Origin of the sequence: Allorhizobium ampelinum S4 (assembly GCF_000016285.1) — a bacterium.
Lineage (GTDB): Bacteria > Pseudomonadota > Alphaproteobacteria > Rhizobiales > Rhizobiaceae > Allorhizobium > Allorhizobium ampelinum.
The window spans coordinates 1,348,039-1,361,768 of the sequence record NC_011989.1; the positions used below are offsets into that span (position 1 = coordinate 1,348,039).

At 58.3% G+C, this 13,730-nt stretch carries 14 protein-coding genes; 12 read left to right on the forward strand and 2 right to left on the reverse strand.

Features of this window, described 5'->3' with window-relative positions; translation table 11 throughout:
- The first annotated feature begins 37 nt into the window (after positions 1-37).
- The 6 genes from ldtR to AVI_RS06315 all read left to right on the forward strand — a co-directional run bounded on the left by ldtR (position 38) and on the right by AVI_RS06315 (position 5,982).
- Positions 38-550, forward strand: a complete 513-nt coding sequence (ldtR, locus tag AVI_RS06290) for a transcriptional regulator LdtR (protein WP_015915576.1) — start codon at positions 38-40, stop codon at positions 548-550.
- Between the two features lie 414 nt (positions 551-964).
- Complete coding sequence (locus tag AVI_RS06295; RefSeq protein WP_041696415.1) at positions 965-2,290, forward strand: L,D-transpeptidase family protein; 1,326 nt, start codon at positions 965-967, stop codon at positions 2,288-2,290.
- Positions 2,291-2,492: 202 nt separating this feature from the next.
- Positions 2,493-3,782, forward strand: coding sequence for a serine hydroxymethyltransferase (gene glyA / locus AVI_RS06300; RefSeq protein WP_015915578.1), 1,290 nt, complete (start codon positions 2,493-2,495; stop codon positions 3,780-3,782).
- 9 nt (positions 3,783-3,791) lie between these two features.
- Positions 3,792-4,268, forward strand: coding sequence for a transcriptional regulator NrdR (gene nrdR, locus AVI_RS06305; protein ID WP_015915579.1), 477 nt, complete (start codon positions 3,792-3,794; stop codon positions 4,266-4,268).
- A 2-nt stretch (positions 4,269-4,270) separates the two neighbouring features.
- Complete coding sequence (gene ribD, locus AVI_RS06310; protein ID WP_015915580.1) at positions 4,271-5,371, forward strand: bifunctional diaminohydroxyphosphoribosylaminopyrimidine deaminase/5-amino-6-(5-phosphoribosylamino)uracil reductase RibD; 1,101 nt, start codon at positions 4,271-4,273, stop codon at positions 5,369-5,371.
- Complete coding sequence (locus tag AVI_RS06315; RefSeq protein WP_041696417.1) at positions 5,371-5,982, forward strand: riboflavin synthase; 612 nt, start codon at positions 5,371-5,373, stop codon at positions 5,980-5,982. Before ribD ends, AVI_RS06315 begins: the two co-directional genes overlap by 1 nt.
- Before the next feature lie 61 nt (positions 5,983-6,043).
- On the opposite strand, the gene AVI_RS06320 is transcribed toward AVI_RS06315, so the two are convergent.
- Positions 6,044-6,421, reverse strand: coding sequence for a hypothetical protein (locus tag AVI_RS06320; RefSeq protein ID WP_015915582.1), 378 nt, complete (start codon positions 6,419-6,421; stop codon positions 6,044-6,046).
- A gap of 530 nt (positions 6,422-6,951) precedes the next feature.
- Between AVI_RS06320 and ribH the strand changes: the two genes are divergently transcribed.
- From ribH to AVI_RS06340, 4 genes are all read left to right on the forward strand, one after another.
- Complete coding sequence (gene ribH, locus AVI_RS06325) at positions 6,952-7,410, forward strand: 6,7-dimethyl-8-ribityllumazine synthase (RefSeq protein WP_015915583.1); 459 nt, start codon at positions 6,952-6,954, stop codon at positions 7,408-7,410.
- A 4-nt stretch (positions 7,411-7,414) separates the two neighbouring features.
- On the forward strand, positions 7,415-7,897 hold the full coding sequence (gene nusB, locus AVI_RS06330; RefSeq protein ID WP_015915584.1) for a transcription antitermination factor NusB: 483 nt from the start codon (positions 7,415-7,417) through the stop codon (positions 7,895-7,897).
- Between the two features lie 26 nt (positions 7,898-7,923).
- Entirely contained in the window at positions 7,924-9,150 is a 1,227-nt protein-coding gene (locus tag AVI_RS06335; protein ID WP_015915585.1) for an MFS transporter, read from the forward strand.
- A gap of 338 nt (positions 9,151-9,488) precedes the next feature.
- The gene (locus AVI_RS06340; RefSeq protein WP_015915586.1) at positions 9,489-11,627 is read left to right on the forward strand and encodes a sodium-translocating pyrophosphatase; all 2,139 of its coding nucleotides are present in this window, start codon (positions 9,489-9,491) and stop codon (positions 11,625-11,627) included.
- A 78-nt stretch (positions 11,628-11,705) separates the two neighbouring features.
- Here the strand turns inward: AVI_RS06340 and AVI_RS06345 are convergent, their stop codons facing one another.
- Positions 11,706-12,215, reverse strand: coding sequence for an outer membrane protein assembly factor BamE (locus AVI_RS06345; protein ID WP_234626767.1), 510 nt, complete (start codon positions 12,213-12,215; stop codon positions 11,706-11,708).
- Between the two features lie 331 nt (positions 12,216-12,546).
- Between AVI_RS06345 and AVI_RS06350 the strand changes: the two genes are divergently transcribed.
- Positions 12,547-13,101, forward strand: a complete 555-nt coding sequence (locus tag AVI_RS06350) for a ubiquinol-cytochrome C chaperone family protein (RefSeq protein WP_015915588.1) — start codon at positions 12,547-12,549, stop codon at positions 13,099-13,101.
- Positions 13,098-13,661: a YceD family protein gene (locus tag AVI_RS06355; protein ID WP_015915589.1), complete on the forward strand. Its 564-nt coding sequence runs from the start codon at positions 13,098-13,100 to the stop codon at positions 13,659-13,661. Before AVI_RS06350 ends, AVI_RS06355 begins: the two co-directional genes overlap by 4 nt.
- The last annotated feature ends 69 nt before the right edge of the window (positions 13,662-13,730 follow it).

A 13,730-nucleotide genomic window follows, 5' to 3' on the forward strand; every position in this document is an offset into this window, starting at 1 on the left:
CCAACAAGGCCGCCACCCAAACAGTGAGGCAGACGATATGACCACGACAAAGATCAAACCGCAGGTGTCCGCTATCGATCACGAAGAGCAGACCATCCGTTCTCTCTATCTTGATTCCCTGCATCTGGTGGAGCGCTTGCACCGCCGCCTGCTCGACGTCATCAAGGACGAATTCGACCGCCAGGGCCGCAACGACGTCAATGCTGTTCAGGCTTTGCTGCTGTTTAACATCGGCAATTCCGAGCTGACGGCCGGTGAATTGCGGTCTCGCGGCTACTACCTCGGCTCCAACGTTTCCTATAACGTCAAGAAGCTGGTCGACCTTGGTTTCATCAATCATTCCCGCTCGCGTGTCGACCGTCGTTCGGTCCGTATTTCCCTGACACCGGAAGGCCAGGACATCGCCGAAACCGTCGCCAAGCTCTATGAGCGTCACGTCGGCTCCATCCAGAAAGTCGGCGGCATCGGTCCGGACGAATTCAACCAGATGAACAGGTTGTTGCAGCGTCTCGATCGCTTCTGGAACGACACGATCGCCTATCGCATGTAGGCCAACCGGCTGCGATGTTTGGCTTTGCTGCCTTGATGGACCGGTAACGGTCATTCAATCCCGGCAGGTCGATATCGCCTCGCTTTGTTTTGATGCGCCCATGCTTATTCAACACAGTGTTGTGAGCGCGTCGGGCCTGACAAGCTTTGGCCATATTGATATGGGACCGCCAGACTGTGGAATAAGCTGGTTGTTCGACCCGCGCTGAAGCTTCGCCTTCGCCCGGGTTCAAAAGAAACTCTTTAGGGCAGAGGGCTTTTGGAACAAGCGATAGCGGCAAACGTTTCCCGCGATGAAAACAATGATTGCGGAACGCCTCCGGCTTTATTAAGCACAATGCCTTCATGGGACATGATCATCTCCCATGGGCTAAAGCGTTTCGGGATCGGTGGATCGGTAGGGAAATAGAAGACTATGGCGGACAAGATTAAACTGGTTTCGGTCTCTCGCAGAGCGTTGCTGAGAGGCGCGGCATTGGTGGGAGCATCCACGCTGGCCGGGACCGCCATGGCGCAATCTGCCGTCGACGAGCTGATCAATGCTCGCTCGCGGGGCAATTGGGACGACCAGTTCGATGCCCAAACGTCACGTGCGGTCGCATCGGTGACGTCAAATTCGCCGATGTTGAGCGCCACCAACCTGCCGAACCTGCAATTGGCCATTTCCGCCTATCAGCAGATCGTCGCCCAAGGTGGTTGGCCGCAGGTCAATCCCTCGGTGAAGTTGAAACTCGGCTCTATTGATCCGGTTGTTCAGCAACTGCGCCAGCGCCTGATGATCTCAGGCGATCTTGGCCAAGAAGCGGGCATGTCCAATTCTTTCGATACCTATGTTGACGGTGCCGTGAAGCGTTTTCAGGCTCGTCACGGTCTACCCACAGATGGTGCGCTTGGCGAATATACGCTGAAAGCGATGAATATTTCTGCCGATGTGCGTCTCAACCAGCTCAATACCAATCTGGTGCGCCTGCAGGCAATGTCCGGTGATCTGGGCAACCGGTATGTCATGGTCAACATTCCCTCGATGTCTATCGAGGCTGTCGAAAATGATCGCGTCGCATTGCGCACCAATGCCGTTGTTGGACGTATCGACCGCCCGACCCATTCCATCAATTCCAAAATCTATGAAGTCATCCTGAATCCCTACTGGACTGCGCCGCGCTCGATCGTCGAAAAGGACATCGTGCCGCTGATGCGCAAGGACCCCACTTATCTGACGCGCAACAATATCCGTCTCTTCGATGGCAAAGGCCAGGAAGTGGCCCCGGAGACTGTGGATTGGAACGCGCCAAAGGCACCGAACCTGATGTTCCGTCAGGACCCTGGCAAGATCAACGCCATGGCCTCGACGAAGATCAACTTTCACAATCCGAACAATGAATATCTGCACGATACGCCGCAGCAGGGCCTGTTCAACAAACTGATGCGCTTTGAATCCTCCGGCTGCATGCGCGTCCAGAACGTGCGCGATCTGATCACATGGTTGCTGAGGGATACGCCCGGCTGGAACCGTCAGGAAATCGAGCGGGTCATCTCCACGCGCCAGAACAATGTGATCAAGCTTTCGCAGGAAGTCCCCGTCTATATCGTTTACATCACGGCGTGGTCGGCCAAGGATAATGTCGTGCAGTTCCGTGACGATATCTACAAGCGTGATGGCGATGCCCAGTTGGCGCTGCAAACCAACATTGGCGTGGAGCAAAATCCGGGCCGGATTGAGGACGACAATTTGCCGCAGTAAGTCTTGGCACAAGGCATTTTTATCAAGGGCCGCGCTCAAGTTGCGCGGCCTTTTGTGTTTTTACGCGGGCAGCAGTCCGTGTGATACAAGAACAAGCATCTTCTTCCGCGCATTGGCGCGCAAATGTCGCTCTGTTGTCTTGCTCTTGGGGCGCGAGGACGTTAAGACGCGCACGCATCAACGCTTTCAGGAGACTGCGATCATGGCCAATACCGATGCTTTCTTTTCCCGTCCGCTTGCCGAAACCGACCCGGATATTTTTGGTGCGATTGAAAAGGAGCTCGGTCGTCAACGCCATGAAATCGAGCTGATTGCGTCTGAAAACATCGTCTCGCGCGCCGTGCTGGAAGCGCAAGGCTCGATCATGACCAACAAATATGCCGAGGGCTATCCGGGCAAGCGCTATTACGGTGGCTGTCAGTTCGTGGATATTGCCGAGGAATTGGCGATTGAGCGCGCCAAGAAGCTGTTTGGCGTCAATTTTGCCAATGTTCAGCCCAATTCCGGTTCGCAGATGAACCAGGCCGTGTTCCTGGCACTGTTGCAGCCGGGCGATACCTTCATGGGTCTCGACCTGAATTCCGGGGGCCATCTGACCCACGGTTCGCCGGTCAACATGTCCGGCAAGTGGTTCAACGTCGTCTCCTATGGCGTGCGTCAGGACGATAATCTTCTGGACATGGATGCGGTGGCTGAATCGGCTCGTAAACACAAGCCCAAGCTGATCATCGCCGGTGGCACAGCCTATTCGCGGATCTGGGACTGGAAGCGCTTCCGCGAGATCGCCGACGAAGTCGGCGCCTATCTGATGGTTGACATGGCCCATATCGCCGGTCTGGTTGCCGGTAACCAGCATCCGTCGCCGTTCCCGCATTGCCACGTCGCCACCACCACGACCCACAAGTCGCTGCGTGGCCCGCGTGGCGGCATGATCCTCACCAATGACGAGGATCTGGCCAAGAAATTCAATTCGGCTGTCTTCCCAGGCCTCCAGGGCGGCCCGCTGATGCATGTGATTGCCGCCAAGGCGGTTGCCTTCGGTGAGGCCTTGCAGCCGGAATTCCAGGATTATGCCGCTCAGGTGGTGAAAAACGCCAAGGCCCTGTCCGAAACCCTGGTCAAGGGTGGCCTCGATATCGTCTCCGGCGGTACCGACAATCATTTGATGCTGGTCGACCTGCGCAAGAAGAACGCCACCGGCAAGCGCGCCGAGGCAGCCCTTGGCCGCGCCTATGTCACCTGCAACAAGAACGGCATTCCGTTCGATCCTGAAAAGCCCTTCGTTACTTCTGGTGTTCGCCTTGGCACGCCAGCTGGCACGACCCGTGGCTTCAAGGAGGCTGAATTCATCGAAATCGGCAATCTGATCGTTGAGGTTCTCGACGGTCTGAAGGTTGCCAATTCCGACGAGGGCAATAGCGCCGTCGAGGCAAGCGTGCGCGACAAGGTCATTGGCCTGACGGGCCGTTTCCCGATGTATCCTTACCTGTAAGGCGGCCAGATGCGTTGCCCGTTTTGCGGTTCGGACGATACCCAGGTCAAGGATTCACGCCCGGCGGAGGACAATAGCGCCATCCGCCGGCGTCGGATCTGCCCGGATTGCGGCGGACGCTTCACCACGTTCGAGCGCGTGCAACTGCGCGAGCTGACCGTGTTGAAAAAGACAGGCCGCAAGGCACCTTTTGATCGTAACAAGCTGGTGCGGTCTTTCGAGATCGCCCTTCGCAAACGTCCCGTCGACCGGGACCGGATTGAGCGGGCGGTCTCCGGCATCGTGCGGCGGCTGGAAAGCTCCGGCGAGACGGAAATTTCCTCCGAACAGATCGGCTTGCAGGTGCTGGAAGCGCTGAAAAGCCTCGATGACGTGGCTTTCGTGCGTTACGCCTCGGTCTATCGCGATTTTTCCCATGCCGAGGATTTCGAGCAGGTCATTTCTGAAATTACCGCCAAGATTTCCCAGGATCACGAACCGGGGTAAACATGGTGTGCGAACAGCCTGATGATCAGCGGTTCATGGCAGCGGCGATTAGGCTCGGTCGCAGTCATCTGGGGCAAACCCTGACCAACCCGTCGGTCGGTTGCGTGATCGTTGCCGACGGAACCATTGTCGGCTCCGCTGTCACAGCGATTGGCGGACGCCCGCATGCCGAGCGTCAGGCCATTGCCGTGGCCGGCGAAAAGGCCCGCGGCGCTACGGCCTATGTGACGCTTGAACCCTGTTCCCATCATGGCAAGACCCCGCCTTGTGCTGACGCGCTGGTTGAGGCTGGCGTGGCGCGGGTTGTGGTTGCCGTCACCGACCCGGACCCGCGGGTTTCAGGCCGTGGCCTGTCCATCCTGACGGATGCGGGGATCGAGGTGGTAACCGGCGTGCTGGAGCGTGAAGCGCGCTATGGGCTCGCTGCCTATCTGACCCGCCAGACGAAACAGCGTCCGCATGTGACCCTGAAACTGGCTCTGTCGCGGGATGGTATGATTGGCCGGGCGGGCGAGGGGCAGGTGGCGATTACCGGGCCGCTGGCTCGTACCCAGGTGCAATTGTTGCGGGCCGAAAGCGATGCCATTCTGGTCGGGATCGGCACGGCAAAGGCTGATGATCCAGATCTGACGGTGCGGCTGGCTGGACAAACCCATCTTTCGCCGCTGCGCATCGTGCTCGACCGGCGGCTGGAACTGCCCATTGGTTCGAAACTGGTGCAAACGGCGGGGCACGTGCCGACGGTTTGCGCGTGTGGTGAGCCTTCCACCTTTACCTGCACGGAAAGTTTCGAGGCGAGCCGCACGGCATTGCAGGCTGCGGGCGTTGATGTCTGGCCGGTGGCCGATCTTGACGATCTGCTGCGCCAACTGGCTGTGCAGGGCATGTCTTCCCTGCTGGTGGAAGGGGGGGCCGCTGCGGCAAAGGCCTTCCTGAACGCGGGCTTGGTGGATCGCATCCATCTTTACCAGGGACCAGATGAAATCGGCGGTAGTGGACTTGCATCGCCGCTCACGCCTGCCAATATACCGGAGAATTTTCGTCATCTGCGCAGTGTAAACTTCGGCGCGGATCGTTTCGATGAATATGAGCAGGATTTCTGATGTTTACTGGCATTGTCACCGATATCGGCACCGTGGAAGACATCGTGCCTCTGAAGGAAGGCGTAAAGCTTCGCATCGTCACAGCCTATGATCCTCATACAATCGACATGGGCGCTTCCATCGCGCATTCCGGGACCTGCCTGACAGTCACCGGTCTGCCAGAGGCGGGCAGCAATGCGCGGTGGTTTGAAGTGGAAGCCTGGGAAGAAGCCCTGCGGTTGACCACCATCGGTAGCTGGCAAAAAGGCACGCGCATCAACCTGGAGCGCTCGTTGAAAATCGGCGATGAGCTGGGCGGGCATATCGTCTCGGGCCATGTCGATGGCAAGGCCGAGATCCTGGCGATCAAAGCCGAAGGCGATGCGACCCGCTTCACTCTGCGGGTGCCTGAGAACCTGGCCCGTTTCGTCGCCCCGAAGGGCTCGGTTGCGCTGGATGGAACCTCGCTGACCGTCAATGGTGTCGAGGGTTGCGACTTCGACATCCTGCTGATCCGCCACACGCTGGAAGTGACCACCTGGGGCGACCGGCAGGTCGGCGATTTCGTCAATTTCGAAGTCGATACCATGGCACGCTATGCGGCAAGGCTCGCGGAATTTCCTAAGGCGTAAAAACTTATGCGCTTTGTAAGAAAAGGCGGAAGGGCCGGGCAGCTCCTTCCGCACATATCCATCAAGCCGAGGCGGTAAACACCGAGATGCTGCCGTCATCGACCGTGACCATGCCGACAATGGTGGTGACATCGACGCCCTGGCCATCGAGCTGACGCATCAGTTTCGGATTGGCAATAATGGCGGCCTGCAACTTGCGCGCCTGGGCGGAATGTGGGTCCTGGGCATCCAGCGCCTGGCGCATCGGGTCGGATGTTTGAAGGCCACGCAGCGGCACGACTGTCAGTCGCTTGCCGACAACGGGTTGTACGGATTGGGGGGCTTGTACGGATTGGGGCCGACCATCTTCAGAGGCCATCTCAACGGCGGCCTGGGATACACCACCGAAAGAGATGGCGGCAACGGTGGAAGCACTGAATACATGTCCGATACGGTTCATCGGTAATCTCCTGATCCAAATTATCCCCCGGCTTATCTCGTCTTAAACGCTCGCCGGTGATGAATGATGTGCGTCGCAACAAAGGCGATTTCCAGCCCGCAAACTGCCTTGATGGGTTACAAATCCGTCATCTTGATTTTCATCAAATCGCCATGTTTAGCGCGGGCGAAAGTGTCGCCGTCCACCACTTGCGGCTACCGGTTTTCTGGTCGGGTTTTTCGCAAATTTACTGATATTTATCAGAGGGCTAACGAAGGGCGTCGTTTGTTAAAGCTATATAATTGGTGTGCCATCCAATGACCGAAGAGTCAGTAAAATCTCTCCTATCAGCGCAAAACCGATACTTTGCGGGCTTGATCACAATAATGTGCGATATCGCGGGCGGTGGCGGGCCAAGGGAGCGGTGTTGCCAGGCTTTAGCGGCATTTCGGCGGGTTTTGCGGAAAAACACTTGCCATTCGGGGTAGGGCATGGTTTGACCCCGCATCCAATCATTGCCATTTTCTCCATCCGTTCCGGGGTGACCGCTTATGTCTGACCAATATTCCGCACCGCACCTTCTTATTGTCGAGGCCCGATTCTACGACGACATGGCCGATGCGCTGCTGGACGGCGCCAAGGCGGTGCTGGATGAGGCAGGCGCCAGCTATGACATCGTTACCGTCATGGGCGCGCTCGAAGTCCCCGCGGCCATTTCGATGGCGCTCGACGGCGCCGACAATGGCGGCGTGGTCTATGACGGCTATGTGGCTCTCGGCATGGTTATCAGGGGTGAGACCTATCACTTCGATATCGTCGCCAACGAATCCTCCCGCGCCCTTATGGATCTTTCCGTGTCCGAATCGCTTGCCATCGGCAACGGCATCCTGACGGTAGAGAATGATGAACAGGCCTGGGCCCGCGTCAAGCGGACGGACAAGGACAAGGGTGGCTTTGCCGCTCGCGCCGCCCTGACGATGATTGCCTTGAAGCAGAAATTTGGTGGCTGAACCGATGACGACCGAAAATAACAAACCGCCGGTCAAGACCGCCAACCAGCGCGGTGCCGCGAGGCTTGCCGCCGTGCAGGCCCTCTATCAGATGGATATCGGCGGCACTGGCGTTCTCGAAGTCGTTGCTGAATACGAGACCCATCGTCTCGGTCAGGAAATCGACGGCGAAACCTATCTGAAGGCCGATGCCTCCTGGTTCCGCTCCATCGTGGCCGGTGTGGTCCGCGACCAGACCAAGATCGATCCGCTGATCCGTCAGGCCTTGCAGGACGATTGGTCGCTGGCCCGGGTGGACAGCACGGTGCGGGCCATTCTACGCGCTGGCACGTTCGAATTGCTGGAGCGCAAGGACGTACCCATTGCGGTGATCGTCACGGAATATGTCGAGATTGCCCACGCCTTTTTCCAGGAAGACGAGCCCAAGCTGGTCAATGCGGTGCTGGACCGGATTGCCAAGCAGGTCAGGGTTCCCGCAGTCAAGTAACAGCCCTTCGGGGGAGGGGCAGGGACATGGCAGTGGAAAGCAGCACTGGCCTTGAGCATCAGTTGCGAGGTGCCAAGCGCACCGTTGCTATTCTGACCGCCGCCCAGGCGGTTCTGGGCTCTGTTGCCCCGCTGTCCTTTTCCCTGGGCGGGCTTGCCGGTTACCAAATGCTCGGTGCCGATAAATCGCTGGCGACAGCGCCACTCACCGGCTTCAACATTGGCGTGGCCCTTGGCGCTGTGGCCATTGCCATTGCGTCGCGCCTGTTTGGCCGCAAGGCCGCATTCATCATTGGGGCAGGCTCGGCGGCGATTGGCGGATTGGTCGCCACGCTCGCGCTGTTCAGGATCGATTTCTGGCTGTTTGCCTTCGGCCTGCTGCTGATTGGACTTTCCAGCGGCTTTACCCAGAAGATCCGTTTTGCCGCCGCCGATAGTTCGCCCAGCTATTTCAAGGGCGAGGCCATTTCCTGGATTCTGGCCGGTGGCATTGTTTCGGCGATCCTTGGTCCACAATTGGCAATCTGGCTGAAAGATCTGTTCGAGCCGGTGTTGTTTGCCGGTGCCTTCCTGGCGTTGGCACCGCTGATGCTGCTGGCGATCGGAATTCTCAGCTTCGTTCATCTGGTACAGCCGCTCGGCCACCACGATGACAGCGCCAAGCCCGCACGTCCGCTGCGCGAGATCGTACTGACGCAACGGTTCATCACCGGGATGATTTGCGGCATCTGTACCTATGCGCTGATGACCTTCATGATGACCGGCGCGCCGCTCGCCATGGTGATCGGCTGCGGCTTTACCTCCGATCAGGCAACACTCGGCATTCAATGGCATGTCATCGCCATGTTTGCGCCAAGCTTTTTCACCGGACGGCTGATCCGCAGGTTCGGAGCTGAAAAGATCGTTGCCGCCGGTCTGCTGATCCTGATGGGCTGCGCCGTCGTCGCGCATATGGGCGTCGAGCTGTGGAATTTCTGGGGCGCGCTGGTGTTGCTCGGCATTGGCTGGAATTTCGGTTTCATCGGCGCGACAGCCATTGTTGCCTCCTCCTATCGGCCGCAGGAAGCCGATAAGGTCCAGGGTTTCCACGACATCATACTTTTCAGTACGGTTGCCCTCTCGTCGTTTTCTTCCGGCAAGGTGTTTACCGCCTATGGCTGGTCGGTGATGAACCTGGTGATCTGGCCAGTCACCGTGCTTTGCCTCGTGCTGATTGCGCTGCAATTGCTTGCCGAGCATCGCGCCAAAGCCTGACGGCTCCTGATACCCTCAAACAGGCCCTTCACGGCGGAACATTTCCCGACGGTTGTTGATTGCGTTCAAGCATGGCAGGGCGCTTTGAAATCCGGTTGCATACTCTTGACCTTTGGATCGGGAGAAGCGCACTCTGCCTTACAGTTTGTTCAAGAATTGCTGCTGGCCTGGCGAAAATGGTGATTTTGAGAACCGGAACGGAGCGTACTTAACGTACGTGAGTACCGGAAGCGCAGAAATTGCCATTTGCAGCCGGCCAGCGGCGATTATTGGATAGACTGTTAGAAACAGGCAACGTCCTTGGAGGAGAGGGCGGTGTCCAACAGGGAGGCGTTGGAATGGCAGTTCTGTTAGGCGTAATTCTATGTGGCTTGATTTCCGTGGCCTATGCGGTCTGGGCAACGCAGGCGGTGTTGGCTGCTGACCAGGGCACGCCGCGTATGCAGGAAATCGCGGGCTATATCCGCGAAGGGGCGCAGGCCTATCTGGCTCGGCAATATCTGACCATCGCTATCGTCGGTGCCGTGGTGTTTGCAGGCGTTTGGTACTTGCTGTCGGGAGAGGCTGCCATTGGCTTCCTGATCGGCGCGGTTCTCTCAGGGGCCGCAGGCTTTATCGGCATGCATGTGTCGGTGCGCGCCAATGTCCGCACCGCGCAGGCCTCGGCCCAGAGCTTGGCCGCCGGTCTCGACATTGCCTTCAAATCCGGAGCTATTACCGGCATGTTGGTGGCAGGTCTCGCCCTTCTCGGCGTCTCCGTTTATTATTGCGTTCTGACCTATGGCCTCGGCCATGCCAGCGGCTCGCGCGATGTGATCGATGCGCTGGTGGCACTTGGCTTCGGCGCTTCGTTGATTTCAATTTTTGCACGGCTTGGCGGTGGCATCTTCACCAAGGGTGCCGATGTCGGCGGCGATCTCGTCGGTAAGGTCGAGGCGGGTATTCCAGAAGATGATCCGCGCAACCCGGCCACCATTGCCGACAATGTCGGTGATAATGTCGGCGATTGCGCAGGCATGGCCGCCGACCTGTTTGAGACCTATGCGGTCTCCGTGGTTGCCACCATGGTGCTGGCGGCGATTTTCTTCGCAGGCAGCGCGATACTGGAAAGCGCCATGATCTATCCGCTGGCGATTTGCGGCACTTGCATCCTGACCTCGATTGCCGGTACGTTTTTCGTCAAGCTCGGCGTCAATGGCTCGATCATGGGCGCGCTCTACAAAGGCCTGATCGTTACCGGCCTACTCTCCATCATCGGTCTCGCCGTGGCCACCCAGATCACCATCGGTTGGGGTGCGATTGGCAGCGTTGCGGGCCAAGCGATTACCGGCGTCAACCTGTTCATCTGCGGCATTCTCGGCCTGGTCGTGACCGCGCTGATCGTTGTCATCACCGAATACTATACCGGAACCAACAAACGCCCGGTCAATTCCATCGCCCAGGCGTCGGTGACTGGTCACGGCACCAATGTCATCCAGGGTCTGGCGGTTTCCCTTGAGTCAACCGCGCTGCCAGCGCTGGTGATCATCGGCGGCATCATCTCCACCTATCAGCTGGCCGGTCTGTTCGGCACCGCCATCGCTGTCACCACCATGTTGGGGCTGGCGGGGATGATCGTCGCGCTCGATGCTTTTGGTCCCGTCACCGACAATGCCGGTGGCATCGCCGAAATGGCCCATCTGCCGCCGGAGGTGCGCAAGGTTACCGACGCGCTGGATGCAGTCGGCAATACGACCAAGGCCGTCACCAAGGGCTATGCCATCGGCTCAGCCGGGCTGGGCGCGCTGGTGCTGTTTGCCGCCTATTCCAACGACCTGCAATATTTCGCGGCCAATGGTGATCAATATCCCTATTTTGCCGGGATCGGCGACATTTCCTTCAGCCTCTCCAATCCTTATGTGGTGGCCGGGCTGATCTTCGGCGGTCTCATTCCCTATCTTTTTGGCGGTATCGCCATGACGGCGGTGGGCCGGGCCGCTGGCTCCATCGTTGAGGAAGTGCGTCGCCAGTTCCGTGACAAGCCCGGCATCATGCAGGGCACCGAGAAACCGGATTATGGCCGCGCCGTGGATATTCTCACCAAGGCGGCAATCCGGGAGATGATCGTGCCGTCGTTATTGCCGGTGCTGGCGCCCATTGTCGTCTATTTCGGCGTGCTGCTGGTCTCCGGTTCCAAGGCCTCGGCCTTTGCAGCCCTGGGTGCATCCTTGCTGGGCGTGATCGTCAACGGATTGTTCGTGGCAATTTCCATGACATCGGGCGGTGGCGCCTGGGATAATGCCAAGAAGAGCTTTGAGGACGGTTTTGTTGACAAGGATGGGACAACGCATCTGAAAGGGTCAGACGCCCATAAGGCGTCCGTCACAGGCGATACGGTTGGTGATCCCTACAAGGATACGGCAGGCCCGGCCGTCAATCCGGCCATCAAGATCACCAATATCGTCGCCCTGTTGCTGCTGGCTATTCTTGCCGGTTGAGGGTGTCTGATCCAACATAGACATAGAAAAACCCGCGACCGTGAGGCCGCGGGTTTTTGTTTGATATCGAGGCTCTGCTTATTGGAAGCCGAGCATGTTCTTGACGCTGTTAGCAGCGCCGTTGCCGCCCGACAGAATCTGTTGCAGGAAGCTGAGGTCCTTGCCGCCGGTTGGCGTGGTGCGCGAGACCATATCGAAGACCTTGCCGTCCTTCATGCTGTAGTTGGCGCGCTGTACGACTGTGCCGTTCTTGTCGAAGTAAATCGCCAAGACCTGCTGATCGACCAGTTGCTGCTTCATGAAGGCCACGGGGCGCTTGCGGGTCTGGGAGATATAATAGAATACCTCGCCATCGAAGGTCGCCGTGGTCGATGGCGTGCCGAGCGATAGCAGGACCTGTTCGCGGCTGGCACCGACCGGCACCAGATCGAGCGCTTTCGGGTCCACAATATAGCCGTTATGGAACACTTCGCCGGTCGTGCAGCCGGTCAAGCCGCCGGTTGCGATCAGCAAAGTCATCGCGGCCAGGCCGATAGCCCTGGCGTCGGGCCGGAAATACCGTCTCTTCAATGATGCATCTCCCATCATGCTCTCTTCTGCCCGCCTGCAGGCCAGGTTCGTTCTTGCGCCAGCCATTTCTTGCGCCAGTCGCTTCTTGTGCTTATCCGCTTGCGTCTTGCCCATATCATTGTGGCCTTTCCGGGGAAACCGAAAAGACGGAGCAACGATATGTTTCAAGCTCCAACCCGCTTTGCCCGACGCGATTGCCATCGGCAGGGCCGGTCCGGTAAAACGGCATTGCAATTCATGACTGCTTCGGTAAACCAGCTTTAGCCATCATGCAACATCGGTCGGGCCGTCGCGCCTCTTTCTCCAGGGATCGGACGAATAGCCGGCAACACGTAAAATAGGCGCTGCGATGATTTTTACCCTGTTCAAGACCCGCCGGAACAACCGCCAGATTATCGACCGCCAATATGCCGTGCTGATGGAAGCCGCCCGTATACCGCTGTTTTACGAGGCGCTCGATGTGCCGGATACCGTGATGGGCCGCTTTGAAATGCTGTCGCTGGTGCTGATTCTCTATCTGCGCCGCACGGCGAAATCTGAGCGCAGCGGCCAGGAAGTGGCGCAGGAAATCATCGACGCGTTTTTTCAGGATGTCGATCATTCCATCCGGGAATTGGGGGTTGGCGACCAGACCGTACCCAAACGGATGAAAAAATTGGCGGGAATGTTCTATGGCCGCCTTGAAACCTACGGCAAGGCACTCGATTTGAAGGATGAAAGTGCGCTTGCCGCCGGCTTTCGGCGCAATATCCATCCAGACGTGCCGGAAGCCGCTCGTCCGGCCATGACGGACCTGGCCCATTGGGCCATCACAGCAGAAACATATCTTTTACAAACGATGGAAGAGGCCGTGATCACCGGATCGCTGGCATTTCCTCTTCCAGAGCAGCAGGTTCATCGATGAAATCGCAAGGCCAGACCCCGGCAAACACGCCTTTTTCCTATCACGTCAAGGTCGGACATGTCTCCGCCAATGCCGTGCGGGTGCGCCTTGAGGCCGATGACGCCGAGCGTCAAGGCCTGGCGCAATTGTGGAAAGTGCTGGCTGTCCGTTCTCTGAAGGCTGAACTTCAGATCAGCCGTTGGAAGCGCGACGGTGTGCGCATCAAGGGCGTGGTGGAAGGCGAGATCGAGCAGGCCTGCGTCGTGACGCTGGAGCCGGTGCTGACGCAGATTAGCGAACAGGTGGAGCAGGTTTTCGTGCCTGAGGGTTCCAAGCTTGCCCGCATCGTGCTGGACGGGCAGGGCGAAATGGTGTTGGACCCGGACGGACCGGACGCGCCGGAACCCTTTGTCGGTGACACGATCGATGCGGGCGCGCTGGTTGCAGAGTTTGCCGCTATGGCAATCGATCCCTATCCGCGCAAGCCGGGCGTTGAATTTTCAGGCCATAACGAGGATACAGGCGCGCAGATTATTCGCCCATCGCCCTTTGCCGCCCTTAAAGACTGGAAAAAGGACTAGATTGACAGTCGGGCCTTGACGATGAACCACAAATAAGTTGTACGCCAGACCAAAACCGGTATTTTGGCC